This window comes from Sphingomonas sp. (assembly GCF_964263785.1).
Lineage (GTDB): Bacteria > Pseudomonadota > Alphaproteobacteria > Sphingomonadales > Sphingomonadaceae > Sphingomonas.
In genome coordinates this window covers 1-23,144 of sequence record NZ_CAXVWL010000093.1, presented here as the reverse complement: position 1 = coordinate 23,144, position 23,144 = coordinate 1, and the positions used below count along the sequence as shown (strand labels likewise).

Below are 23,144 nucleotides of genomic sequence, written 5' to 3'. Positions count from 1 at the left end.
TGGTGTCCCCATAGAAAAGCCCCGCGCGCACCGCAAGCACGCTTGGCAAGGCTCGGGCACGCCCGTACCCCGCGCGGCCATGGACCAATATGCCGCCCCCGCGCAGCCGATCGTCGCCGCGATGACCGAGGCCGCCGCCGCCGACCCCGCGCGCACCGTCGCCTTTCAGGGCGCACCCGGCGCCAACAGCCATGTCGCCGCCGCGCAGGCTTTCCCCGACGGCCTGCCGCTGCCCTGCTTCGACTTCGCCGACGCGATCGAGGCGGTGAAATCGGGGCAGGCCGATTGCGCGATCATCCCGATCGAGAATTCGCTCCATGGCCGCGTCGCCGACATGCACTTCCTGCTGCCCGAATCGGGGCTCGTCATCACCGGCGAGCATTTCCTGCCGATCCGCCACGCGCTGATGGGGCTCGGCCCGCGCGAAGGCGTGCGCCAGGCGATGAGCCACCCGCAGGCGCTCGGCCAATGCCGTCACTGGATGCGCGCGCACGATATCCAGCCCGTCGCCTATCCCGACACTGCCGGCGCCGCCGCGGTGGTCGCGGAACTCGGCGATCCGGCGGTCGCCGCGCTGGCCCCCGCCGCGGCGGCGGCGATCTACGGGCTGGACCTGCTCGCCGACGACATCGCGGACGCCGACCACAACACCACCCGCTTCGTCACGCTGGCGCGCGGCGGCCGTCCGCCAGTCGGGGACGGCCCATGGATGACCACGCTGATCTTCGAGGTGAAGAACATCCCCGCCGCGCTCTACAAGGCGATGGGCGGCTTCGCGACCAACGGCGTCAACATGACCAAGCTCGAAAGCTACCAGCGCGGCGCCACCTTCGCCGCAACCGAATTCTACGCCGACGTAGACGGCCGGCCAGGCGACGCCGGCTTCGACCGCGCGATCGAGGAACTGGGCTTCCACGCCAAGTGGGTGCGGCTGCTGGGGACCTACCGGCAGGCGCGCGCGCGGGGGTGAGGGCGTGACGGATCCACAGATCGTCCTGATGCTTGCAGGCGCGATCCTGCTCGCATCCATCGCGGGCGTATTGCGGGCGGCGCGCCCGGATGCCGCGCTGCCCGACGCCGAACTCCTCGACTAGACCGGCGCCAATCGCCGCAAACGGGATGCCAAGCGCACCAACGAGCAACTTAAGCTCGGCTCCACCTTATTGAACAACTTCGGCATCGCGCTCGTGATCGCCGTCTTCGTTGCACCCGCCGCGCGCGGCGAGCGGGCGCCGGGAACGGTCGGTATCGCACTGGCGTTGATAACGATTGCTCTGCTACATACATTCGCACAGCTGATCCTGCGGTTCTGGCGAAGCGAGGAATGACGTGATCGGAATGTCGGAGGCATTGTTGGCGCTCGGCGGATCACTGCTTGCCGCAGGCATGGCGATCTGGCTGGTGCTTCAGTCGCGAGCGCAGGGGCGCCAGTCGCTTCGATCCGCTGCACGGCATCGCGAAACGCTCAGCAGGCAGGCCGCGGACGCGGCGCAGCGATCGTCCACGCTACAGGATCGCATGAACATGACCTACATCATGCAGGGCAATGGTCGACTGAACGGCCTCACCCCGCCGACTGGTTCGTTCGACATCCATCGCGCAGATTGATACCGTTCAGCGCGCCGCCCACACCGTCAGCAGCGTATGCGCAATGGCATACGGCGGCGGCGGCAGGAACGGGCCCTCCCCTCCCGCCAGCACCTCGCGCACGACGTCGCGCGGCACCCAGATCGCGTCCTCCAGTTCGGCCGTGTCCAGCGTGATCGCGTCGTCCTCCGCCACCGCGACGCACGCCATCATCAGCGACGACGGGAACGGCCAGGGTTGACTGGCAACATAGCGGACGTCGCGCACGCGCACCCCTGCCTCCTCCTCGATCTCGCGCGCCACCGCTTCCTCGACCGATTCGCCGGGCTCCAGGAACCCCGCGAGCGCCGAATAGCGCCCCGGCGGCCAGCCCTTGCCGCGCCCCAGCAATGCGCGCCCGTCGTGTTCGGCGATCATGATGACGACGGGATCGACCCGCGGGAAATGCTCGGTCGCGCACGACGGACAGCGCCGCCCCCAGCCCGCGCGAAAGGCTTCGCTCGCCGCGCCGCAGTTCGCGCAGAAGCGGTGGCGGCCATGCCAGTCGATCAGGCTGCGCGCCGCGGCATAGGTCGCCGCCTCCCCCGGCGCCAGCGCGGCCAGCATCTGCATCAGCGCAGGCGCGCGCATCGCCGGGGTGCCGCCGCCGATCGTGCCGGGAACGAACGCCGCGAACCGCGCCGCGCCCTCGTCCAGCCCGAGCAGGATCAGCACGGCATCGTCGGGCGCGTCGGCCAGCGTCGTCCAGCCGAGCCGCCCATCGTCGCCCGCCTGCGGGGTGTAGCCGTCGAGCACCAGCAACCGCGCACGGCCGTCCGCCGTCGCCGCCGTCAGCGCGGCGCCGTCGTGGCGCAGCCGGTCGGCACGGTCGAGCGTACCGCCCGTGAAGCCGATCACCGCGGCGCCAACCGTGCCACGTCCTGCGCCAGCGCGGCGGGGATTTGCGCGCGAGTGGGCCAGCGTTCGGCGGGGAAGTAATTGACCATCACCGTGCCGCGCGCGCGCTTGACCGGATCGACCCAGGCGATCGTCCCCGCCGCCCCGCCCCAGCCATAGGTGCCCTTGCCCGGCCCGTTCGGCTTGTCCGCGAGATACACCGATCCGCCCGCGCCGAAGCCCATCGGCACCGGCGCTTGCGTGCCCCCGGTGCCGCCGCCGATGCCGGTGAAGAACACGCCCGCCGGCAGCAGGTTCGACATGGCCAGGCGCACCGTCTCGGGCTTCATCACCCGCACGCCGTCGAGCTCCCCTTCGTCCTGGAGCATGTGCAGGAAGCGGTCGTAATCGCGCGCCGACATCACCAGCCCGGCGCCGCCATAGGCGAAGCTCGGCGCATCGAGGAAGGTCGAGGTCGCGGCCGGGTCGAGCGGCACCACCTTGTCCCCGACAAAGGTGTAGTTGGTCGACAGCAACCCCTGTCGGTCGCGCGGCACCTGCCAATAGCTCCGCGTCATGCCTAGCGGCGTGAAGATGCGGGTCTGCACGAAGCGCTCGAACGACATGCCGCTGACCTTCTCGACCACCGCGCCCATCACGTCGAGCCCGATCGAATAGCTCCACTTCGTCCCCGGATCGGCGATCAGCGGCAGTGTCGCGACGCGGTTCGCGAATTCGGCCAGCGACTTCGGGCGGACCTGGTGCGCCTGCACCTCGACCGCGGCGTTGACCGCGCCGGGCAGGATGCCGAGCCGCTCGTACTCCTTGAGCAGCGGCCCCTTGGTGATGATGTTGTAACCCAGCCCGGCGGTATGGGTCAGCAGATTGCGGATGGTGATCGGCCGCGCGGCGGGGCGGCTGGCCAGGCTGGTGTCGGGATCGGTCAGCACCTTCATCGACCGGAACGCAGGGAAGATGTCGCCGAGCGGCTCGTCGAGCGAGAGCTTGCCGTCCTCGACCAGCATCATCGCCGCCATGCCGGTGATCGGCTTGGTCATCGAATACACCCGCCACAACGTATCGGCGTCGGCGGGGCGCTGGCCGGGCTCCAGTCCCTGCGCGCCCGCGGTCACGAACTGCGTCGGCAGGTCGCCGACCCCGAAGGCGCCGACGATGCCGGGCATCTTGCCCGACCGGACATAGCCGTCGAACAGCGCCTGCGTCGTCGGCAGCACCGCGTTCCGGCGCATCGGCAGCCGGGCGACAGGCGCGGGCCCGGCGGCGCGGGCCTGCGGCGGCGTCGCCCGCTGCTGCGCCTGCCCGGATGCGATAGTGGCGGCGAGCACCGCGACCGCGGCGGTGGTAACATATCCGAAAACCGGCTTCATCGCAGTCTCTCCATCGTCTCGGCCGCCTTGGCGAACACCGTCGGCAACCCTGCGGACGCAAGGCTCTCGACAGGCCACCATTCGCTGGCGTCCGCGGGTTGATGCCCCTGCGTGTGCGCCACCGCAAGCGCCAGATCGAGGTCGAAGTGCGTGAAGCCATGCCGCACACACACGTCGAGCAAGCGCCAGTCGGCCGGCGCGGGCGCGCCCTCCAGCCCCGGCGGCGCGTCGCTCCACGCGCCCGTCGGCAAGGCGCGCATGCCGCCGAGCAATCCCTCGGGCGGCCGCCGCACCAGCAGCACCGCACCGTCCTGCTCCAGCCAGAAGATCGTGCCGTAGCGCTGCGGCTTCGCCTTCCTCGCCGCCTTGACCGGGAAAGCCTCGGGCGCGCCGGTCGCAAACCCGGCGCATTGCGCGCGGAGCGGACACAGCAGGCATTTCGGCGCGCGCGGGGTGCAGACACCCGAGCCGAGGTCCATCATCCCCTGCGCGAAATCCCCCGCGCGCGCGTCCGGCGTGATCGAATCGGCTGCGGCACGGATGGCGGGCCGCGCGCCGGGCAGCGGCACGGAAATCGCGAACAGCCGCGCGACCACCCGCTCGACATTGGCGTCGACCACCACCGCGCGCTCCCCGAACGCGATCGCGGCCACCGCAGCGGCCGTATAGGCCCCAAATCCGGGCAGCTTGCGTAATGCTGCCTCAGTACGTGGGAACGCGCCATCGTGATCGGCCACGACCGTTTTCGCCGCCGCGACCAGATTGCGCGCGCGAGCGTAATAGCCGAGCCCTGCCCAAGCGGCCATCACGTCGGCATCGTCGGCAGCAGCGAGCGCGGCAAAGGTCGGCCATCTTGCGACCCACGTCGCGAACCGCGGGCGCACCGCGGCGACGGTGGTCTGCTGAAGCATCACCTCGGACAGCCAGACGCGATACGGCTCCACCGCCTCGCCCGGCTTCGCGCGCCACGGCAGGTCGCGGCGATGCGCGTCATACCAGTCGAGCAGGCGTGCCGGGATGGAAGAGCGCTTTGCGTCCACGCATCCGCTATGGCATGGCCCGCTCCATGAGCAAGCGTCCGCCTGCCCCGAAAGACGAACCCCAGCGCGCCAACCGCTCGCGCCAGGTCGCCGAGCTGCTGCCCGCGATCGGCGGCGCGGCGTTCCGCCGATTTGGCTTCGTCCAATCGTCGATCGTCAGCCGCTGGGCGGAGATCGTCGGCGAACGCTACGCCGCCGCCAGCCACCCCGAATCGATCCGCTTTCCCTTCGGCAAGAAGCAGGACGGCACCCTCACTCTCGTCGTCCGCGGGGCCTTCGCGCCGATGATGCAGCACATCACGCCGGAGATCACCGAGCGGGTGAACCGCTTCTTCGGGTACAGCGCGGTCGCCCGCGTCGTGATCCGCCAGGGCGAAGTCGCCAAGCCCGCGCCGAAGCGCGCGCCGTCGTTCCGCGCGGTGCCGCACGACCTCGGCGAAAGCCTCAAGACCATCGCCGATCCGGAACTCAAGGCCGTCCTCGAATCGCTCGCCGCCGGCGTCGCCGCGTCGAGCGGGCTGCCGCGGATCGGCTGACCCTTATGCGCAGTCTGCTCGCCCTCCTCGCGTTCCTCCTGCTGTCCGGCGCCGCGGCCCCGCGCGACTGGACCGCGACCGTCACCCGCACACCTGCGGGCGCCTATGTCCTCGGCAACCCGCAGGCGCGCGTGAAGCTCGTCGAATATGCCAGCTACACCTGCCCGCATTGCGCCGCCTTCGCGCGCGAATCGGATGCGGTGCTGAAAGGCCGGATGATCCGATCGGGCTCGACCAGCCTGGAGGTCCGCCATTTCGTCCGCGACCGCCTCGATCTCGCCGCCGCGATCCTGGCGCGCTGCACGGGACCACGCGGCTTCTTCGGCGCGTCGGCGGCGATCTATGCCGCGCAGGAGCAATGGCTTGCGCGCGGCATGCAGTTTGACCAGCTGAACGCCAGCCAGCTCGCGCTGTATTCGCAAGCCGACCAGCTTCGCGCCGAGGCCGAAGGATCGGGCCTGACCGCGCTCGTCCAGGCGCGCGGGCTTTTGCCGGCGGCGACCGCAGCGTGCTTCGACGACGATGCCGCGACCGCGCAGATCACCGCGATGACCGCCGCCGCTCCCCGCGATCTGCCCGGCACGCCGACCTTCTTCATCAACGGCCGCATCGTCCCGCGCACCGCGGCCTGGGCCCAGCTCGAACCCGCGCTGCGCGCCGCGGGTGCCAAATGATCCTCTCGGAGTAATCGCATGAAGTCGCTTCTCGCCGCGTTCGCGCTCCTGGTCCTTTCGGCCTGCTCCGGCGGTGACGGCAACGCCACCGCCGCCGCGCCCGTCGCCGCGGTCGCCGCACCCGCCAGCCAGCCCTGGACGGAGACCGTCACGAAAACCGACGAAGGCTATCTGCTCGGCAACCCCGCCGCCCCGGTCAAGCTCGTCGAATATGGCGCGCGGCTGTGCCCGGCGTGCAAGGGCTTCGCCACCGCCGGCTTCGATCCGCTCATCAAGAACTATGTCTCGACCGGCAAGGTCAGCTTCGAATTCCGCGATTTCCTGATCCACGGCCCCGGCGAACTCGGCCTGGCGGCACTCGCGCGCTGCACCGACAAGGCGGCGTTCTTTCCGATCCTCGAACAGACCTACGCCAACCAGGATGCGCTCAACCAGGCGATGATGGCAGTCACCCCGGCCCAGCAGCAGGCGCTCTCCACCCGCGCGCCGACCGATGCGGTGACCGGCTGGACAGAGGCGATCGGCGGCATCGCCTTCATGAAGCAGCGCGGCCTGCCGGAAGCGAAAGCGCGGACATGCCTGGCCGACCAGAAGGCGCTCGACGCGATCACCGCGGTCACCCAGAAGCGCGGCGCCGACGGCACCGTCTCGGGCACCCCGACGCTGATCGTCAACGGCGCGAAGGTCGAAGGCATTGGCTGGCCCGACGTCGAAAAGGCGCTGAAGGCCGCCGGGGCGTAAAGCCCCGCAATCGATGAAGATCACCCGCCTGCGCATTGCGGGTTTCAAAAGCTTCGTCGAGGCGACCGAACTCCGCATCGAACCCGGCCTCACCGGCGTCGTCGGCCCCAACGGCTGCGGCAAGTCCAATCTGCTCGAAGCGTTGCGCTGGACGATGGGCGAGACCTCGGCGCGGTCGCTGCGCGGCGCGGGGATGGACGACGTCATCTTCGCCGGCACCGCTACCCGCCCGCCACGCGATTTCGCGGAAGTGTCGATCCTCGGCGAAGTAGCTGGGGACGAGCGCGAAGTCGTGCGCCGGATCGAGCGCGGCGCCGGGTCCGCCTACCGCATCGACGGCCGCGACGTCCGTGCACGCGACGTCGCGCTGCTGTTCGCCGACGCCGCCACCGGCGCGCACTCCCCCGCGCTCGTCAGCCAGGGCCGGATCGGCGCAGTCATCGCCGCCAGGCCTGCGGATCGCCGCGCGATGCTGGAGGAGGCGTCGGGAATCGCCGGACTCCACGTCCGCCGCCGCGAGGCCGAAGCGCGGCTGCGCGCGACCGAGGTCAACCTCGAACGCCTCGACACGATCATCGCCGATCAGGACGCGCGCGCCGCCGCCCTTAAGCGCCAGGCCCGCGCCGCCGCGCACTATCGCGAACTGTCGGCGCAGGTGCGCGTGGCCGAAGCGCGAATGATCTACGCCCGCTGGCGCGATGCCGCCGCCGCCGCCGACACCGCCAGAACCGAGGCCACTGCCGCCGAACGCGCGGTCGCGCAGGCAAGCGAAGCCGAGCGCACCGCCGCCGCGATGCGCGAAGCCGCCGCCGAAGCGGTCGCCATCGCCCGCACCGCGGCGCTCGCCACCCGCGACGCCGCGGGCGAGATCGCGCAACGCCTCGCCGCGACCCGTGCCGAGCGGGCCGAGGTCGATCGCCGCCTCGCCGCTCATGCCGCCGACGCCGCCCGGCTGGTCGAGGATCGCGCCCGCGAAGGCGCGCTCGCAGGCGACGCGGCGGACGCGATCCGGCGGCTCGGCGATGAGGCGAAGGCGCTAGACGCGCAGATCGCCGCTGCCCGGCCACAGATGACACAGTTGGACGCGAACCTTGCCCAAGCCGAACGTAGCGCCCGCGACGCGGAGGTCGCGCTCGCCCAGGCGCTCGCCCGTCAGGCCACGGAAACCGCCGACGCGCGGGTCGCGCGCGTCGGGCTGACCGCGGCACAGGCGCGCGCCGACCGGGCGGAGCGCGACGCCGCGCAGCTCGCCGCCGCGCGGGAGGCGCTCGGCGATCCCGCCCCGCTCGCCGCAGCCCGCGATGCCGCGATCGCCGCGCGCAGGGCGGCGGAGGACGAGGCCACGACCGCACGCACGGCCATCGCGCAAGCCGACGCCGACGAACGGTCAGGCGCCGCCGCCCGCGACGCCGCCGAAGCCGCACGCGCCACCGCGCACGCGACCCTCGCCGCGCTCGATGCCGAGGCGAAGGCGTTGCGCACCGCGGTGCCGCAGGGCGGGCGCGACCGGCTGCTCGATCATGTTGCCGCAGCGCCGGGCTACGAACGCGCGCTCGCCGCCGCACTCGACGATGCGCTCGATACCGCGCCCACGGCTTGGACGGGCGCCGAGCCGCATTCCGGCGATCCCCCGCTTCCGCCGGGCACCGCACCGCTGGCGCCGCACGTTAAGGCCCCTGCCACCCTCGCGCGCCGCCTCGCGCAGGTGTTCGTGACCGACACCGACGACGGCATCGCGCTCGCGGTCGGTCAGCGGCTCGTCACCCGCGACGGGCATCTGCGCCGCTGGGATGGCTACCGCGCGCAGGGCGGCGGCGCGGCAGCGGCGGATCGGCTCCAGCGCGCCAACCACCTCGCCGCGCTCGACACGGCCCGCCCCGCGGCCGTTGCCGCAGCAAGCGAAACGCAAGCCGCCCGCGATGCGGTCGCCGCGCAACTAACCGGCGCACGGAGCACGGGCCAGGCCGCGCGCGCCGCGCTGTCACGCGCGGAGACGGCGCTGCGCGACGCCGGCCGTGCCGAGGATCGCGCCACTGCCGCCCTCGAACGCCGCGCCGGGCAGCAGGCCGATCTCGACGTGCGCGCCGCCCGCACGGCCGAGGACCGTGTTGCCGCGCTGGCCGATGTCCGCGTCGCCGAGCGCAGCGTCGCCGCGCTGCCCGATGGCGAAGCGGCAACAATTGCCGTCGCCGAGCGCACCGCGACCGCGGCCCACACCCGAGCCACCGTCGCCGACGCCCGCGCCGCACGCACCGCGCTCGACCGGACGACGACTGCCGCAGCCCACCGCCTCGCCTCGGTTCAGGCCGAAGCCCGCAGCTGGCGCACCCGCGCAGGCGAAGCGGCGAAGCGGATCGCCGCGATGGACACCCGCGCCGCCACGGTCGCACGCGACGCCGCCGCGCTCGCCGACCGCCCTGCAGCGCTCGATACGGCCGTCGCATCACTCGACGCCGCCCACACCCGGGCGCGCGCCCAAGCCGACAGCGCACAAACCGCCGAACGCACCGCCGACGTCGCCTTGCGCACCGCGGACGACGCTTACCGTGCCGCCAGCGAACCCCTGGCCGCCGCGCGCGAAGTCCGCGCGGGTGCGCTCGCCCGCGTCGAGAACCAGGAACTGCGCCGCGTCGAGATGGGTCGCCTCTCGGGCGAACGCTTCGAATGTCCCGCCCCGGTCCTGCCCGAGCGGACCGGCTTCGCCGCGGACACCGTCGCCACCCCGCAGACAGAATCCGCCACCCACGAACGGCTGGCGCGCGACCGCGAACGGATCGGCCCGGTCAACCTCGTCGCCGAACGCGAACTCGCCGAAATGGAGGCCGCCAGCACCGGCAACACTGCCGACCGCGACGAACTGTCGCAGGCGGTCCACCGCCTGCGCGGCGCGATCGGCACTTTGAACCGCGAAGGCCGCCAGCGCCTGCTCGCCGCGTTCGAGGCGGTCGACGCGCACTTCCGCCGCCTGTTCGCGACCCTGTTCGATGGCGGCGAGGCGCATCTCGAACTCGTCGATTCGGACGATCCGCTCGAAGCCGGGCTGGAGATCATGGCGCAGCCGCCTGGCAAGCGGCTCCAATCGCTCACCCTGCTGTCGGGCGGCGAACAGGCGCTGACCGCGATCGCGCTGATCTTCGCATTGTTCCTGACCAACCCCGCGCCGATCTGCGTCCTCGACGAGGTCGATGCGCCGCTCGACGACGCCAACATCGAACGCTTCTGCGATCTGCTGGCGGCAATGGCGCGCGACACCGACACGCGCTACCTCGTGGTCACCCACAATGCGGTGACGATGAGCCGCATGCACCGCCTGTTCGGGGTGACGATGATCGAACGTGGCGTCAGCCGCCTCGTGTCGGTCGATCTGCAGGCGGCCGAAATACTGGCCGGCTGATGCCGGTCAGTTCGGAGAGCAGCGCCTGGAGTGCGCGGTCGCTCGCGATCTCCTCGTCGCGATTCGCCTGAATGACGTCCCCAATCGCGGCATCGTCCATCTCCGCAGCCAGCGCGATAGCGGTTTCACTCGACACGATCTCCGCCACCTTGCCCTTGCGCAATGCGCCGACTAACGCGATGTCGCGCAAGCGTCCTGCTTCGTGACTTCGCGCATCGCGATCGGCGTCGTCGAGGATGCCAGCCATCCACAGGTTTCGGGGTCCAGCCGCATCGACTCCTGCGCTCTCGATCCGCGCCGCTTGCGCCGCAGCGCGCGCGCCCTCCTGCACGATCAGTGCGGCCAGCTTTTCACCCGCCGTATCGACGAGTTCGGGCAGCCGCTCGACCTGCATCCGCTTGGCGGCGTGGAGGTCCTGGACGGCGGCATGGAGCAGACTGGCAGCGCTGGCGGTCTGGGTCATGCCGTGTCAACCATGCCACAAGTGCAAGGTTCCGAGCCTCTTGTCCCCGTCTTTCCAAGAACGTATATCGAACGCATGGCCCAGCTCGACACCCGCAAGAAGCTGGAAATTCTCGCCGATGCCGCCAAATACGACGCCTCCTGCGCTTCGTCGGGCACCGCCAAGCGCAACTCGCGCGACGGAAAGGGATTGGGCTCGACCGAAGGCATGGGCATCTGCCACGCTTATGCCCCCGATGGGCGCTGCATCAGCCTGCTCAAGATCCTGCTGACCAACAGCTGCATCTTCGACTGCCATTATTGTATCAACCGCAAGAGCTCCAACGTCCGCCGCGCCCGCTTCACGCCGGACGAGGTCGTCCAGCTGACGCTCAGCTTCTACCGTCGCAACTATATCGAGGGGCTGTTCCTCTCCTCAGGCATCATCGCCTCGTCGAACTACACGATGGAGCAACTGGTCGAGGTCGCACGCAGCTTGCGCGAGGATCACCACTTCCGCGGTTACATCCACCTCAAGACCATCCCCGACGCCGATCCCGAGCTCGTTCACCAGGCCGGGCTCTACGCCGACCGGGTGTCGATCAACGTCGAGCTGCCGACCGTCGGCGGCCTCAAGCGCCTCGCGCCCGAGAAGGACGCCGGGCGGATCGAGAGCGCGATGGGCGATGCCAAGGCCGCGATCCTCGACGGCAAGGACGCAACCAAGCGCTACAAGTCCGCGCCGAGGTTCGCGCCCGCGGGCCAGTCGACCCAGATGATCGTCGGCGCCGACGCCGCCACCGATGGCGACATCGTGCGGAAAGCCTCGACGCTCTACGACCGCTTCTCCTTACGCCGCGTCTATTATTCGGCGTTCAGCCCGATTCCCGATGCCAGCGCGGTCCTGCCGCTCCAGCGCCCGCCGCTGATGCGCGAACACCGGCTGTACCAGTCCGACTGGCTGATGCGCTTCTACGACTATCAGCCGCATGAGGTCGTCGCGGCGGCGGACGATGCGACGGGCATGCTGCCGCTCGACATCGACCCCAAACTCGCCTGGGCATTGAAGTTCCGCGCCAGCTTCCCGGTCGACGTCAACCGCGCCCCGCGCGAGCTGCTGCTGCGCGTGCCCGGCTTGGGGGTGAAAGCGGTGAACGCGATCCTCACCAGCCGCCGCTGGCGCAAGCTGCGGCTCGAGGATGTCGCCCGGCTGACGGTCTCGATCGCCAAGGTCCGCCCCTTCTTGATCGCGGAGGATTGGCGCCCGGTGGCACTGTCCGACAAGGCGGAGCTCAAGCCGCTGGTCGCGCCGAAAAAGCAGCAACTTGAGCTGTTCGCGGCGTGAGGGGTGCCCTACTTATTCCTCCCCGTCCCGGGGAATAAGATCATGCGCATAGTCACCCTCCCCCAACCCGACGATTTCGACGCCTGGCGCGACGCCGCCCGCGGGCTCGTCGCGGACGCGACCCCGCCCGAAGACGTCGTCTGGCAGGTCGCCGGCGCCGACACCGACCTGTTCGCAGCGCAAGCCGAACCGCCCCCACCCGCGCCGCCCGGCTTCTCGGTCCCGCGCGCCTTCCTCGACCTCGCGCGCAATGCCATCCTCTCGCGCGAGCCCGAACGGTTCGCGCTGCTCTACACCTTGCTCGCCCGCCTGCGCTTCGAGCCGCGGCTCCTCGACGACCGCGCCGATCCGCTCGTCCGACGCCTCGACCGTATCGCCAAGGACGTCCGCCGCGATATCCACAAGATGCGCGCCTTCCTGCGTTTCCGCGAAGCGCCTGAAGGGGATGGGGAAGGCGCCGCCACCCGCTACGTCGCCTGGTTCGAACCCGACCACCACATCGTCCGCGCCAACGCCGCCTTCTTCGTCAACCGCTTCGCCAGCATGCGCTGGTCGATCCTCACCCCCGAGGTATCGCTACACTGGAACGGCGAGAAGCTGGAGGAAGGCCCAGGCGCGGCGAAGACCGACGCGCCGGACGGCGACCCGGTCGAGGAGGTATGGAAGACCTACTACGCCAGCATCTTCAACCCCGCGCGCGTGAAGATCGGCGCGATGCTGAAGGAAATGCCGCGTAAATACTGGAAAAACATGCCGGAAACCGCGTTGGTGCCCGAGTTGATCGCAGGCGCGCAGGCAAGGGAATCGGGCATGATCGAAACGGCACGCGCCGCGGTGGGCGGCAACAGCCGGATCGCCTGGGAAGCGCTGCGCGACGAGGCGAAGGGCTGCACCCGCTGCCCGCTCTACAAGCCCGCGACCCAGACCGTCTTCGGCGAAGGCCCGGTCGACGCCGCGATGATGTTCGTCGGCGAGCAGCCCGGCGACCAGGAGGATCTGGCCGGCCGCCCCTTCGTCGGCCCCGCCGGGCAGCTCTTCGACCGTGCGCTTGGCGTCGCCGAGGTCGATCGCACGCGCACCTACGTCACCAATGCGGTCAAGCACTTCAAGTTCGAGCAGCGCGGCAAGCGGCGCATCCATGCCAAACCCGGCGCGGGCGAGATCGAGGCGTGCCGCTGGTGGATCGAGCAGGAACAGATGCTCGTCCGCCCGCAGGTCACCGTCGCGCTCGGCGCCACTGCCGCGCGATCGCTGTTCGGCCGCGTCGTCACGATCGGCCGCGAGCGCGGGCGCGCGATGACCCTGCCCGAGGGCGGCGCGGCCTGGATCACCGTCCATCCGAGCTATCTGCTGCGCCTCCCCGACAAGACGCAGGTCGAGGGCGAATTCGCGCGCTTCGTCGACGATCTGCGCAAGGCCCGGGCAACGATCGGCTGACCGCGCGTCACATCCTGTCCTATGCCCAGACGCTGGACGGCGGCGGCGTCGAGCGCGCGCTGCTGCGGCTGGCGGCGGGCTGGATCGCGGCGGAGCGGCGGGTGACGCTGGCGATCGGCGACGCGAGCGGACCGCTCGCCGCGGAGTTGCCGCAGGGTGTCGACATCGTCGCCCTCGGCGGGACCGACTATCGCCGGATGCTCGCGCTCCCCGGCGTTGTCCGCCGATACGCACCCGACGTGATCTTCTGCCCCGGCAATCACTACACCAGCATCGCCGCCTGGACGCGCGCGCGACTGGGCACGCAATGCCCGCCGATCGTCGCCAAACTGTCCAACGCGACCGCGCGCGGCGACCATGGCGCCATCACGGCGGCGGGGCACCGCGTCTGGCTCGCGCTCCACGCACGCTTCCTCGATCATCTTGTCGCGATGACCCCCGCCACCGCCGCGGCGGCGCAAGGGGCGATGCGGATGCGCGGCCGGGTCAGCGTCATTGCCAATCCGCCAGCCATGCCGCGCGAAGGTCCGGCCACGCCGCTGCCCCCCGGTTCGTTCGTTCTGGGCGTCGGGCGCCTCGTGCCCCAAAAGCGCTGGGACCGGCTCGTCGCCGCGCTTCCTCACCTGCCTCCCGCCACATCGCTGGTGATCCTCGGCGAAGGCCCGTGCCGTGCCGCGCTGGCGGCGCAAGCCGCAGCGCTCGGGGTCCGGCTCCACCTACCCGGTCACACCGCCGATCCCCTGCCGGCAATGGCGCAGGCACGTGTGGTCGCACTTACCTCAGACTATGAAGGCGTTCCCGGCGTGCTGCGCGAGGCACTGTCGGTCGGCACCCCCGTCGTCGCCACCGACTCGAGCCCCGCCATCAATGAGATCGTCGCCACGCCCGCGCTCGGCAGCATCGTCGCGCGCGACGACACCGCGGCCCTCGTCGCCGCGCTGCGCCATTGGCTTTCGCCCTTCGCCTCCCGCCCCATGCCAGTGCCGCAGCCGGGCGCCGACTCGGCCAAACGCTACCTGGACCTGTTCGACCGTCTTGTCGCTCAGGTGTGACGCGAATCGTCCCCGAGCTCTTCTTCCGACCGCTCCGAACTCCGCTCCAGCGCAGCCTTCATCATCGCGGTCATCGGATCGGCCAGCGCGAGCCCCAGGATGCCGAACAGCGCGCTCGCCATGATCTGCGCGCCCAGCGTCAGCGCAGGCGGCAGGTCGACGGTCTTGCGCGCGACGATCGGCAGCAGCACATAGCCGTCGAAGGTCTGCACGACCAGATACGTGCCGATCGCCCAGAACCCCACCTCGGTCCCCGCCGAGAACCCCACCGCGATCATCAACGCGCCGCTGATGAACGCGCCGATGTTGGGGATGAACGCCAGCAGCCCGGTCAGCACGCCCAGGATCATCGCCATCGGCACGCCGCCGATCATCAGCGCGAGCCAGGTCAGCACGCCCTCGGCCAGCATGCCGAGCAGCCGCCCGGCCATCAGGCGGCGCAGCGTCTTGCTCATCCGGTCGACGACCAGGGCGAACTCGCGGCGCTTGTCGGTCGGGACCATCCACTCGACCCCGCGGCCGTAGGTGCGCGGCTCCATCGCGACGAACAGCCCGATGACCGCGATCATGAACAGGCTGGTCAGCGCGCCGATCGCGGTCCCGACCCAGGATGTCAGCCGCCCGACCGATCCCATCGCCTGGCGCACCATGCCGCCGACATCCGAAGCGCCGGGCATAACCCCTTGCGCCGCCAGCCACGCCGCCACCCGCGCGAACTGAACCTCCAGGGTCGATCGCAGCTGCGTCACCTGCTGGGTCACCTGCACCCCGGTCAGATAGAAGGTGCCGAGCAGGAACAGCACGACCAGCACGACGACGATCAGCAGCCGCCACCCGCGCCCAATCGGCAGCACCCGTCCGAGCAGCCGCACGCCACCGTCGAGCAGCGACGCGAAGACGAGCCCCGCAAAGATCAGCAGCAGCGGCTGGACCAGCAGCACCGCCAGCGCGATCGCCCCCGCCAGCCCCAGCCACACCGCGGCGCGGGTCAGCTCGCGCCGAACGAACGGATCGCGCATTTCCGCAGGTGCAGCGTCCTGTTCTACGTGCTTCGGCTCATCGGCCATCGCTTGGTCCCGCAATGCGCTGGGGGTGAAGCGACGTACCCGCACGCCCGCCGCGCAGCGAACCCGGCCAGGTCAGCGGATTCCACGACGCGTCGCCGTCGAGGCTGAAGGTCACGAACTCCGCGCGCCCGCCGAGATTCTCGTACGGCACCGGCCCGCCCAGACCCTGTTCGGCGAGGCTGAAGCGGCTGTCGGCGGAACGGTCGCGGTTGTCGCCCATCAGGAAGACGTGGTTGGTGGGAATGGTCACTTCGGGATAATCGTCGCCCTGGCTCTGCCCCAGCTCGACGGTGTCGTAGCGGCGACCGTTGGGCAGCGTTTCGGTGACGAGCGGCAGGCGGCACACGGTTGTGCCGTCGGGCATCGCCCGGCGCGCGCCCGGATAATCGATGTCGCTGCACGGGCTGTTGGTGTCCACGGGTATCGCGGTGTCGTGAATGGGTCCGCGTTTCAGCGGCACGCCGTTCAGCCACACCGTGCCGCCGCGCACCGCCAGCCGGTCGCCGGGCAGGCCGATCACGCGCTTGATATAGTCGTTGCGCGTGCCCGGCGGGGTGACGATCACGACGTCGCCGCGCTCGGGCAGCGAGCCGAGCAGGCGCCCCTTCCAATGCGGCAGCCCGACGATCCAGCTGTCCTCGTGCCGCCGCAGCACCAGGCTGTCGAAGATCGCCACCGGATCGGGGATCGTCGGCGACACGAACGACCAGCCGTATGCCCATTTCGACACCACCAGTCGATCGCCGATCCTGAGGCCCGGCAACATCGATTCGCTCGGAATGTAGAAGGGCTTGGCGATGAAGCTGTGAAAGCCCAGCACGATCACGATCAGCCAGAAGATGCCTTTGACCTCGCCCCACCAGTCGGTCCGTGCGCGCGCCGGTTCCGCCGGGGTGGCAGCGGTCTCGGGGGCTTCGCTGCCGTCCAACGCCACGTCCTTCATAAGTTCGGGTCCGCTATCGCCTCGATCACCACGAAGGCTTGCGCCCAAGGATGATCGTCGGTCATGGTCAGGTGTACGCGCGCGACGTGGCCGGGCGGGGTCAACGCGTCAAGCCTCGCCTTGGCCCCGCCGGTGAGCTCCAGCGTCGGCGCCCCGGGCGTGGCATTGACCACGCCGATGTCGCGCATGAACACGCCCGCCCTGAACCCGGTCCCGACCGCCTTGGAAAACGCCTCCTTGGCGGCGAACCGCTTGGCGAGCGTGCCCGCCTTGGTGAACGGACGGCGGTTCGCCTTGGCGCGTTCCATATCGGTAAACACGCGAGCCTCGAACCGATCGCCAAATCGCGCAACCGACGCAGCGATCCGCTCGATGTTGCACAGATCGGAGCCGAGCCCGAGGATCAGAATCCCTCTCCCTTTGGGAGAGGGAGGGAGCCACGAAGCGGCGGAAGGGTGAGGGTGATCGCAGCTCCGCGCAATACTTCGCCCTCACCCTTTCCAATCGGCTGCGCCGAGCGGGCCCCTTCCATCCCCCCCAGGCCGAGTGAGGTACTCATCGCGCCGCATCCATCGCGTCGCGCATCCGCCGCACCGCTTCGCCCAGCCCGACGAACAGCGCCTCGCCGATCAGGAAATGTCCTATGTTGAGCTCGCGCACCTGCGGGATGGCGGCAATGGGCGCGACATTGTCATAGGTCAGCCCGTGCCCGGCATGGACTTCGATACCGTTCTTGGTCGCCAGCGCCGCGGCGTCCGCCAGCCGCCGCAGCTCGGCCGCGCGCGCCGCGCCGTCCAGCTCGGCATAGCGCCCGGTATGCAGCTCCACCACCGGCACCCCGAGTCGCACCGCCGCCGCGACCTGCACCGCCGATGGCTCGATGAACAGCGACACCCGCACCCGCGCGGCGCCCAGTTCGGCGACCATCGGCGCCAGCCGGTTGTGCAACGCATGCGCATCGAGTCCGCCTTCGGTCGTCAGTTCCTCGCGTTTCTCGGGCACGATGCACGCGGCGTGCGGGCGGTGACGCAGCGCGATCGCGAGCATCTCGTCGGTCGCCGCCATCTCCAGATTGAGCGGGACCGTCAGTTGCTCGGACAGCGCGGCGATATCGGCATCGGTGATGTGCCGCCGGTCCTCGCGCAGATGCGCGGTGATCCCGTCCGCGCCAGTCTCCGCCGCCAGCAACGCCGCGCGCACCGGATCGGGATACCCGACCCCACGCGCATTGCGCACGGTGGCGACATGGTCGATGTTGACGCCCAGACGCAGGGTCATCGGTATCCCTCCACGAAGACCGTCAGGTGGCGCAATCGGTCGACATAAGTCAGCTCGGCGGGGTGCTGCCGCGCCGCCGCCGCAAGTTCGGGCAAGGCGTGTTCGAATCGGTCGAGCGCCGATCCGATCGCCGTCGCCCCGGGCAGGCTCTCGTCGGCATGCGGCGCCAGAAAGTCGCGCACGCCTTGCAGGACGCCGGGCACGGTTGACGAATGCGCGTGGATATCGACGCCGAAAAGATCCGATGCGAAACGCTGATAACGATAGCGATCCGAGTCCATGACAAGCAGCAGATGATCACGCACCGCCCGATCGCCCAGATGCTTGGCGCCGAGCGCGATGCCGAGCTCGATCGGCATGTTGAAGCGCGGCAGGCCACTGTCGGCGTCGAGCTCGATCCGCGAGATGTCGTGCACGCTCAACCGGCATTCCTCGATCAGCCGAACGATCTTGGCCAGGCGCAGATCGCCTGCATCGTTGACTTCGAGGGCACTGCGCACCTCGAACCGGCAATGGACCAGCGCAAACACGATGGCATCGAACAACGGCTTGTAGCTCAGGTCGAACGGGCAATTGACGAAGACCGACCGGTCGCGCCGCAACTGCGTCAAGGCTTATGCACCGAGCGGTGGTATGCCATGCTCGGCCCAGGATCGCAGAACCGTCTGCAACGCCTGCCGGGCGCGCTCATCCGCCGCCGGGTCGTCGGGCAGGTGTATCCTCCCAGGCTTAGGCAACTTGACAACGTCGCCTTGCTCGTCGCGAAGCTGCCAGCCGTATCGCCCGTCCTCGCGCTTGATCACTTCAAACGTCATCGCGTCACCTCGCACTCCGATATAAGACAGCGTCGTCAGCATGCCAACGCCGCCCGGCTTCCGGGCTTCACCGCCGGCACCGCCGCCAGCTCCGGCGGCAGCGCATCGGCGGCATACGTCGGCACGTCGAGCCGGATCAGCGGAAAGAACGGCACGCCTCCAAAGACGTTTGGCAGGTCCGCCGACCCACCCGTGCGATCGACCAGCGCCGCCGCCGCCACGGTCTCGCCCCCCGCCCGCGCGATCGCGGCGATCGCTTCCTTCGACGACAGGCCGGTGGTCACCACGTCCTCCATCATCAGCACCCGCGCGCCCGGCGCCAGCCGAAAGCCGCGGCGCAGCTCGAACGTGCCTTCGGGCCGCTCCAGGAACATCGCCTCGACACCGAGCGCACGCGCCATCTCGTGCCCCGCGATCACCCCGCCCATCGCCGGCGACACCACCACCTCGACCCGCAGGTCCGCGGGCAGCATCGCGACCAGTGCCCGGGCCAGCCGGGCGCCCCGCGCCGGGTCCATCAGCACCCGTGCGCATTGCAGGTAGCGTGAGCTCCGCAACCCCGACGATAGGATGAAATGCCCCTCCAGCAGCGCATCGGCGGCACGGAATTCGGCGAGCACCTCGGCTTGCGTCATCGGGGCGTCGGTCATCCGCTTCCTCTACGGCCCCCGCGGCTGCGGTGCAACGTATCGCAGTGCGGCGAAAAATCATGGGTGTTGCCATTGAGACGGGGGGCGCCCGCGCGTATAGGCCGCTGAAAGATACGGCCGAAAGGGGCGCTCTGGCTCCGTTTCGTTCACGCCCGATTTCGCCGGGCGAGCCCACGCGACAGGAACACGAAGGTGACACGCATGCGCAATCTGGGGTTGAGAATCGCGATCGCGGCGGGGCTGGCGCTCGCCGGCGTCGCAGGCGCGAACGCCGCGGCGCCTGCCCCGCAAGCGGTCGCCGCGCCGGCTCCCCAGGCGGCGGCCGCTCCGGCAGGCGTCTCCAACACCGCGCCGACGACCTCGGCCGCGACGCCCACCGCTCAGCCGGCCTCGCCGACGCTGGCGATGGACGGCGCGCCTGCGATGACCGCGCAGCCGCACATCGGCCAGCCGACCGATGGCCTCTTCGGCCTCCAACCACAGGTGACGAAGAACGGCGTGTTCGCGCACTGGATGCACGACAGCATCCTGATGCCGACGATCACCGCGATCTGCATCCTCGTGCTCGCCCTGCTGATCTGGGTCGCTTTCCGCTACCGCCGCGCCGCCAATCCGGTGCCGTCCAAGACCTCGCACAACACGTTCATCGAGGTGCTGTGGACGCTGCTCCCGGTCGTCATCCTGGTGCTGATCGCGGTGCCCTCGATCGGCCTGCTCCAGGCGCAGTTCCGCCCCGCCCCCGCGGGCGCGGTGACGCTGAAGGCGATCGGCAACCAATGGTATTGGTCCTATCAGTATCCGGATAATGGTGGGTTCGAGATCACCGCCAACATGCTCAAGGAGCGCAAGGACGTCGAGCCGGGGGTGCGCTTCCGCACCGATGCAGACGGTCCGCCGCTGCTCGCCGCCGACAACCGGATCGTGCTGCCTGTCGGCGTGCCCATCCGCCTGATCACCACCGCCAACGACGTGATCCACAGCTGGGCAGTTCCCGCGTTCTGGATCAAGCTCGACGCGATCCCCGGCCGCCTGAACGAAACCAGCTTCACGATCGACAAGCCGGGCCTCTACTTTGGCCAGTGTTCGGAGCTGTGCGGCGCGCGTCACGGTTACATGCCGATCGCGGTCGAGGCAGTGCCGCCGGCGCAGTTCGCGGCCTGGGTCCGCGCCAAGGGCGGCACGATGCCGACCCCGGGGCAGGCCTCCGACAAGGTGATCCCGCAGCCCGGCGCCGAAGGCTCCGCGGCCAAGGACGCCGAAGCCGCGACGACGAACGCCGCCACCGGCCCGGTCGAGAACGCGACCATCACCGCACCCACTATTTCCCAGGGCGCCACCGGCAACGGCGGCACGCTCGGCAAGGCTGGACAGTAAGATGACCGATACCGCACTCCACCCGTCGGCTTTCGTGGCGCACGACACGCACGAACATGCGCATGACGCCGATCACAAGCCGGGCTTCTTCGCACGCTGGTTCATGTCGACGAACCACAAGGACATCGGCACGCTTTATCTGATCTTCGCGATCATCGCGGGGATCATCGGCGGGTCGATCTCGGGGCTGATGCGCGCCGAGCTCGCGCATCCGGGCATCCAGTACCTACAGGGCTGGGCGCAATTCATGCACGGCGGCGAGGCCAGCCTCGACGAATCGCTCCACCTGTGGAACGTGCTCATCACCGCGCACGGCCTCATCATGGTGTTCTTCATGGTGATGCCTGCCATGATCGGCGGCTTCGGCAACTGGTTCGTGCCGATCATGATCGGCGCGCCCGACATGGCGTTCCCGCGGATGAACAACGTCAGCTTCTGGCTGCTCGTCCCCGCCTTCACGCTGCTTCTCGCCTCGCCCTTCTTCGGTGGTGCGGGCAACGGCTGGACGCTCTATGCGCCGCTCTCGACCTATGGCGAGCCGGGGCCGTCGACCGACATGGCGATCCTCGCGCTCCACCTCGCGGGCGCGTCGTCGATCCTCGGCGCGATCAACTTCATCACCACGATCTTCAACATGCGCGCACCCGGCATGACGCTGCACAAGATGCCGCTGTTCGTGTGGTCGGTGCTGGTCACCGCCTTCCTGCTGCTGCTGGCGCTTCCCGTGCTCGCTGCGGCGATCACCATGCTGCTGACCGACCGCAATTTCGGCACCACCTTCTTCGATCCGGCGGGCGGCGGCGATCCCGTCCTCTACCAGCATCTGTTCTGGTTCTTCGGCCATCCCGAAGTGTACATCATGATCTTGCCGGGCTTCGGCATCGTCAGCCAGATCATCGCGACCTTCAGCCGCAAGCCCGTCTTCGGCTACCTCGGCATGGCCTATGCCATGGTCGCGATCGGCGTGGTCGGGTTCGTCGTTTGGGCGCACCACATGTTCACGACGGGTCTCAGCGTAAACACCAAGATGTATTTCACCGCCGCGACGATGGTGATCGCGGTGCCGACCGGCATCAAGATCTTCTCGTGGATCGCGACGATGTGGGGCGGTTCGCTCAGCTTCAAGACCCCGATGGTCTGGGCGATCGGTTTCATCTTCATGTTCACCGTCGGCGGCGTCACCGGCGTCGTTCTCGCCAACGGCGGCATCGACGATTACATGCAGGACACCTATTACGTGGTGGCGCACTTCCACTACGTGCTGAGCCTGGGCGCGGTGTTCTCGCTCTTCGCCGGTTTCTATTATTGGTTCCCGAAAATGTCGGGTCGGATGTACAACGAGTTCCTCGGCCAGGTGCACTTCTGGGTGTTCTTCGTCGGCGTGAACGTGATGTTCTTTCCGATGCACTTCCTCGGGCTGCAGGGCATGCCGCGCCGCATTCCCGACTACACGCCGCAGTACGAACAGTGGAACCATGTCGCCTCGATCGGCTACATGATCATGGCGCTGAGCATGGTGGTGTTCTTCGTAAACCTGATCTGGTCGCTGGCGGCCGGCAGGCGGGCTGGCGACAACCCCTGGGGCGACGGCGCGACGACGCTGGAATGGACGCTGTCCTCGCCCCCCCCGTACCACCAGTTCGAGACCTTGCCGCACGTCGACTGAGTGCAGGCAAGCGAAGCAGCCTGCATTCAGTCGACCGGCCAGCGCGGCTACAGCCGCGACTGACGAAGGATACGGAATTTACTTCCGTGTCTCTCTTCCGAAAAGACGCCCCGGCCAACGTCCGGGGCGTTTTTCGTTTGGTACAACCCGCCACCCTTTGGCGTGTATCACCACGCCAACACACCTACCCACCTCAGCCACCCACGCAACTCCAGTGACTTACTCGACTGGCACACCTCCTGCAAAGCCTCCTGCATGGGCAAACCCGCCCAGCCAGGAGAACCGACCATGACCCCCACGACCATCGCCGCCGCCGCCCTCGCACTGTCGACCGCCGCCGGCTTCGCCACCGCCGCCTCCGCCGCGGCCCGCCCGGGCGAGGTGCCGATCACGGCAACCTACCAGACCTCCGACCAGCGCTACTGCATCCGCCCGGCAACGCTCGAGGAAGCCGCCGCCACCAGCACCGGCATCTACCAGCGCCGGTGCATGAGCGCGCGCCAGTGGAAGACCCGCGGCGTCCGCTTCGCGCCGCCGCCGCAGACCACCCTCGCGCGGATGTAGCGGCTGCTTTGCAGATGACGGCGCGTTCAGGTCGGTATTCCCCCGAATGCGCCGCTGCATCGCCGCTTTCATCCGACCCGCCGCATCCCTATATGGCCCGCATCCCATGACCACCGCCACGCCCCTGCTCCCCCCCGCCGAATGGCGCGATTTCCTGGCGCTGACCAAGCCCCGGGTCATGACGCTCGTCGTCTTCACCGCGCTATGCGGCATGCTCGCCGCGCCTGTGCCGATCGACCCGGTGCTCGGCTTCACCGCGATCCTGTGCATCGCGCT

General features: G+C 69.5%; 24 protein-coding genes and 1 pseudogene. 14 read left to right on the top strand and 11 right to left on the bottom strand.

Annotated elements, in window-relative coordinates:
- The first annotated feature begins 79 nt into the window (after positions 1-79).
- The 3 genes from ACE5C1_RS12560 (at position 80) to ACE5C1_RS12550 (ending at position 1,608) form a co-directional block, all read left to right on the top strand.
- Complete coding sequence (locus ACE5C1_RS12560; protein WP_374944413.1) at positions 80-970, top strand: prephenate dehydratase; 891 nt, start codon at positions 80-82, stop codon at positions 968-970.
- A gap of 193 nt (positions 971-1,163) precedes the next feature.
- Positions 1,164-1,328 carry a hypothetical protein gene (locus tag ACE5C1_RS12555; protein WP_374944412.1) on the top strand — a complete coding sequence of 55 codons (165 nt, stop codon included), beginning with the start codon at positions 1,164-1,166 and terminating at the stop codon, positions 1,326-1,328.
- A 10-nt stretch (positions 1,329-1,338) separates the two neighbouring features.
- Complete coding sequence (locus ACE5C1_RS12550) at positions 1,339-1,608, top strand: hypothetical protein (protein ID WP_374944411.1); 270 nt, start codon at positions 1,339-1,341, stop codon at positions 1,606-1,608.
- Between the two features lie 6 nt (positions 1,609-1,614).
- Here ACE5C1_RS12550 and nudC read toward each other — a convergent pair whose 3' ends face one another.
- The 3 genes from nudC to ACE5C1_RS12535 are packed head-to-tail and all read right to left on the bottom strand — an operon-like array spanning position 1,615 to position 4,891.
- Complete coding sequence (gene nudC / locus ACE5C1_RS12545; protein WP_374944410.1) at positions 1,615-2,484, bottom strand: NAD(+) diphosphatase; 870 nt, start codon at positions 2,482-2,484, stop codon at positions 1,615-1,617.
- Entirely contained in the window at positions 2,481-3,851 is a 1,371-nt protein-coding gene (locus ACE5C1_RS12540) for a serine hydrolase domain-containing protein (protein WP_374944409.1), read from the bottom strand. The genes nudC and ACE5C1_RS12540 overlap by 4 nt, the downstream gene beginning before the upstream one ends.
- Entirely contained in the window at positions 3,848-4,891 is a 1,044-nt protein-coding gene (locus ACE5C1_RS12535) for an A/G-specific adenine glycosylase (protein ID WP_374944408.1), read from the bottom strand. The genes ACE5C1_RS12540 and ACE5C1_RS12535 overlap by 4 nt, the downstream gene beginning before the upstream one ends.
- A 26-nt stretch (positions 4,892-4,917) precedes the next feature.
- Between ACE5C1_RS12535 and ACE5C1_RS12530 the strand changes: the two genes are divergently transcribed.
- Genes ACE5C1_RS12530 through ACE5C1_RS12515 form a run of 4 tightly spaced genes read left to right on the top strand, consistent with a single transcriptional unit; the run spans position 4,918 to position 10,236 of the window.
- A complete protein-coding gene (locus ACE5C1_RS12530; RefSeq protein ID WP_374944407.1) occupies positions 4,918-5,427 on the top strand; it encodes a DUF721 domain-containing protein in 510 nt (169 codons plus the stop codon).
- 5 nt (positions 5,428-5,432) lie between these two features.
- The gene (locus ACE5C1_RS12525) at positions 5,433-6,101 is read left to right on the top strand and encodes a thioredoxin domain-containing protein (RefSeq protein WP_374944406.1); all 669 of its coding nucleotides are present in this window, start codon (positions 5,433-5,435) and stop codon (positions 6,099-6,101) included.
- 18 nt (positions 6,102-6,119) lie between these two features.
- Positions 6,120-6,842, top strand: a complete 723-nt coding sequence (locus tag ACE5C1_RS12520; protein ID WP_374944405.1) for a DsbA family protein — start codon at positions 6,120-6,122, stop codon at positions 6,840-6,842.
- A gap of 13 nt (positions 6,843-6,855) precedes the next feature.
- Positions 6,856-10,236, top strand: a complete 3,381-nt coding sequence (locus ACE5C1_RS12515; protein WP_374944404.1) for a chromosome segregation SMC family protein — start codon at positions 6,856-6,858, stop codon at positions 10,234-10,236.
- On the opposite strand, the gene ACE5C1_RS12510 is transcribed toward ACE5C1_RS12515, so the two are convergent.
- Entirely contained in the window at positions 10,184-10,699 is a 516-nt protein-coding gene (locus tag ACE5C1_RS12510; protein WP_374944403.1) for a DUF892 family protein, read from the bottom strand. The two genes, ACE5C1_RS12515 and ACE5C1_RS12510, sit on opposite strands and share 53 nt — an antisense overlap.
- A gap of 75 nt (positions 10,700-10,774) precedes the next feature.
- Here ACE5C1_RS12510 and ACE5C1_RS12505 point away from each other — a divergent pair, with 75 nt between their 5' ends.
- From ACE5C1_RS12505 to ACE5C1_RS12495, 3 genes are read left to right on the top strand one after another with little or no spacing between them, the layout of a single operon-like run.
- Positions 10,775-12,022 (top strand): putative DNA modification/repair radical SAM protein, encoded by a 1,248-nt coding sequence (locus tag ACE5C1_RS12505; RefSeq protein WP_374944402.1) that lies wholly within the window; start codon positions 10,775-10,777, stop codon positions 12,020-12,022.
- Between the two features lie 42 nt (positions 12,023-12,064).
- Entirely contained in the window at positions 12,065-13,459 is a 1,395-nt protein-coding gene (locus tag ACE5C1_RS12500; protein ID WP_374944401.1) for a UdgX family uracil-DNA binding protein, read from the top strand.
- Entirely contained in the window at positions 13,408-14,511 is a 1,104-nt protein-coding gene (locus tag ACE5C1_RS12495; RefSeq protein ID WP_374944432.1) for a glycosyltransferase, read from the top strand. The genes ACE5C1_RS12500 and ACE5C1_RS12495 overlap by 52 nt, the downstream gene beginning before the upstream one ends.
- Here ACE5C1_RS12495 and ACE5C1_RS12490 read toward each other — a convergent pair.
- From ACE5C1_RS12490 to pyrE, 7 genes are all read right to left on the bottom strand, one after another.
- A complete protein-coding gene (locus ACE5C1_RS12490; RefSeq protein WP_374944400.1) occupies positions 14,502-15,578 on the bottom strand; it encodes an AI-2E family transporter in 1,077 nt (358 codons plus the stop codon). The two genes, ACE5C1_RS12495 and ACE5C1_RS12490, sit on opposite strands and share 10 nt — an antisense overlap.
- Positions 15,568-16,521, bottom strand: a complete 954-nt coding sequence (gene lepB, locus ACE5C1_RS12485) for a signal peptidase I (protein ID WP_374944399.1) — start codon at positions 16,519-16,521, stop codon at positions 15,568-15,570. Before lepB ends, ACE5C1_RS12490 begins: the two co-directional genes overlap by 11 nt.
- Positions 16,518-16,928, bottom strand: coding sequence for a holo-ACP synthase (gene acpS, locus ACE5C1_RS12480; RefSeq protein WP_374944431.1), 411 nt, complete (start codon positions 16,926-16,928; stop codon positions 16,518-16,520). The genes lepB and acpS overlap by 4 nt, the downstream gene beginning before the upstream one ends.
- Positions 16,929-17,076: 148 nt before the next feature.
- Positions 17,077-17,799 (bottom strand): pyridoxine 5'-phosphate synthase, encoded by a 723-nt coding sequence (locus ACE5C1_RS12475; RefSeq protein ID WP_374944398.1) that lies wholly within the window; start codon positions 17,797-17,799, stop codon positions 17,077-17,079.
- Positions 17,796-18,410, bottom strand: coding sequence for a hypothetical protein (locus ACE5C1_RS12470; RefSeq protein ID WP_374944397.1), 615 nt, complete (start codon positions 18,408-18,410; stop codon positions 17,796-17,798). Before ACE5C1_RS12470 ends, ACE5C1_RS12475 begins: the two co-directional genes overlap by 4 nt.
- 3 nt (positions 18,411-18,413) lie before the next feature.
- On the bottom strand, positions 18,414-18,656 hold the full coding sequence (locus ACE5C1_RS12465) for a hypothetical protein (RefSeq protein WP_374944396.1): 243 nt from the start codon (positions 18,654-18,656) through the stop codon (positions 18,414-18,416).
- Positions 18,650-19,249 carry an orotate phosphoribosyltransferase gene (pyrE, locus tag ACE5C1_RS12460; RefSeq protein WP_374944430.1) on the bottom strand — a complete coding sequence of 200 codons (600 nt, stop codon included), beginning with the start codon at positions 19,247-19,249 and terminating at the stop codon, positions 18,650-18,652. Before pyrE ends, ACE5C1_RS12465 begins: the two co-directional genes overlap by 7 nt.
- A gap of 216 nt (positions 19,250-19,465) precedes the next feature.
- Between pyrE and coxB the strand changes: the two genes are divergently transcribed.
- The 4 genes and pseudogenes from coxB to ACE5C1_RS12440 form a co-directional block, all read left to right on the top strand.
- Complete coding sequence (gene coxB, locus ACE5C1_RS12455) at positions 19,466-20,638, top strand: cytochrome c oxidase subunit II (protein WP_374944429.1); 1,173 nt, start codon at positions 19,466-19,468, stop codon at positions 20,636-20,638.
- Between the two features lies 1 nt (position 20,639).
- Positions 20,640-22,304, top strand: coding sequence for a cytochrome c oxidase subunit I (gene ctaD / locus ACE5C1_RS12450; protein ID WP_374944395.1), 1,665 nt, complete (start codon positions 20,640-20,642; stop codon positions 22,302-22,304).
- A 288-nt stretch (positions 22,305-22,592) separates the two neighbouring features.
- Complete coding sequence (locus ACE5C1_RS12445) at positions 22,593-22,868, top strand: hypothetical protein (protein WP_374944394.1); 276 nt, start codon at positions 22,593-22,595, stop codon at positions 22,866-22,868.
- A 106-nt stretch (positions 22,869-22,974) separates the two neighbouring features.
- Positions 22,975-23,144, top strand: a pseudogene (locus tag ACE5C1_RS12440) (protoheme IX farnesyltransferase); the annotation flags it as partial.

What these genes read in the sequence shown, in the direction of transcription:
- ACE5C1_RS12560 (WP_374944413.1), top strand. Translation starts at nt 80, where the DNA reads ATGGACCAATATGCCGCCCCCGCGCAGCCGATCGTCGCCGCGATGACC.
- ACE5C1_RS12550 (WP_374944411.1), top strand. Translation starts at nt 1,339, where the DNA reads ATGTCGGAGGCATTGTTGGCGCTCGGCGGATCACTGCTTGCCGCAGGC.
- ACE5C1_RS12540 (WP_374944409.1), bottom strand. Translation starts at nt 3,851, where the DNA reads ATGAAGCCGGTTTTCGGATATGTTACCACCGCCGCGGTCGCGGTGCTC.
- ACE5C1_RS12530 (WP_374944407.1), top strand. Translation starts at nt 4,918, where the DNA reads ATGAGCAAGCGTCCGCCTGCCCCGAAAGACGAACCCCAGCGCGCCAAC.
- ACE5C1_RS12525 (WP_374944406.1), top strand. Translation starts at nt 5,433, where the DNA reads ATGCGCAGTCTGCTCGCCCTCCTCGCGTTCCTCCTGCTGTCCGGCGCC.
- ACE5C1_RS12520 (WP_374944405.1), top strand. Translation starts at nt 6,120, where the DNA reads ATGAAGTCGCTTCTCGCCGCGTTCGCGCTCCTGGTCCTTTCGGCCTGC.
- ACE5C1_RS12515 (WP_374944404.1), top strand. Translation starts at nt 6,856, where the DNA reads ATGAAGATCACCCGCCTGCGCATTGCGGGTTTCAAAAGCTTCGTCGAG.
- ACE5C1_RS12510 (WP_374944403.1), bottom strand. Translation starts at nt 10,699, where the DNA reads ATGACCCAGACCGCCAGCGCTGCCAGTCTGCTCCATGCCGCCGTCCAG.
- ACE5C1_RS12505 (WP_374944402.1), top strand. Translation starts at nt 10,775, where the DNA reads ATGGCCCAGCTCGACACCCGCAAGAAGCTGGAAATTCTCGCCGATGCC.
- ACE5C1_RS12500 (WP_374944401.1), top strand. Translation starts at nt 12,065, where the DNA reads ATGCGCATAGTCACCCTCCCCCAACCCGACGATTTCGACGCCTGGCGC.
- ACE5C1_RS12490 (WP_374944400.1), bottom strand. Translation starts at nt 15,578, where the DNA reads ATGGCCGATGAGCCGAAGCACGTAGAACAGGACGCTGCACCTGCGGAA.
- lepB (WP_374944399.1), bottom strand. Translation starts at nt 16,521, where the DNA reads ATGAAGGACGTGGCGTTGGACGGCAGCGAAGCCCCCGAGACCGCTGCC.
- ACE5C1_RS12475 (WP_374944398.1), bottom strand. Translation starts at nt 17,799, where the DNA reads ATGACCCTGCGTCTGGGCGTCAACATCGACCATGTCGCCACCGTGCGC.
- ACE5C1_RS12465 (WP_374944396.1), bottom strand. Translation starts at nt 18,656, where the DNA reads ATGCTGACGACGCTGTCTTATATCGGAGTGCGAGGTGACGCGATGACG.
- pyrE (WP_374944430.1), bottom strand. Translation starts at nt 19,249, where the DNA reads ATGACGCAAGCCGAGGTGCTCGCCGAATTCCGTGCCGCCGATGCGCTG.
- coxB (WP_374944429.1), top strand. Translation starts at nt 19,466, where the DNA reads ATGCGCAATCTGGGGTTGAGAATCGCGATCGCGGCGGGGCTGGCGCTC.
- ctaD (WP_374944395.1), top strand. Translation starts at nt 20,640, where the DNA reads ATGACCGATACCGCACTCCACCCGTCGGCTTTCGTGGCGCACGACACG.
- ACE5C1_RS12445 (WP_374944394.1), top strand. Translation starts at nt 22,593, where the DNA reads ATGACCCCCACGACCATCGCCGCCGCCGCCCTCGCACTGTCGACCGCC.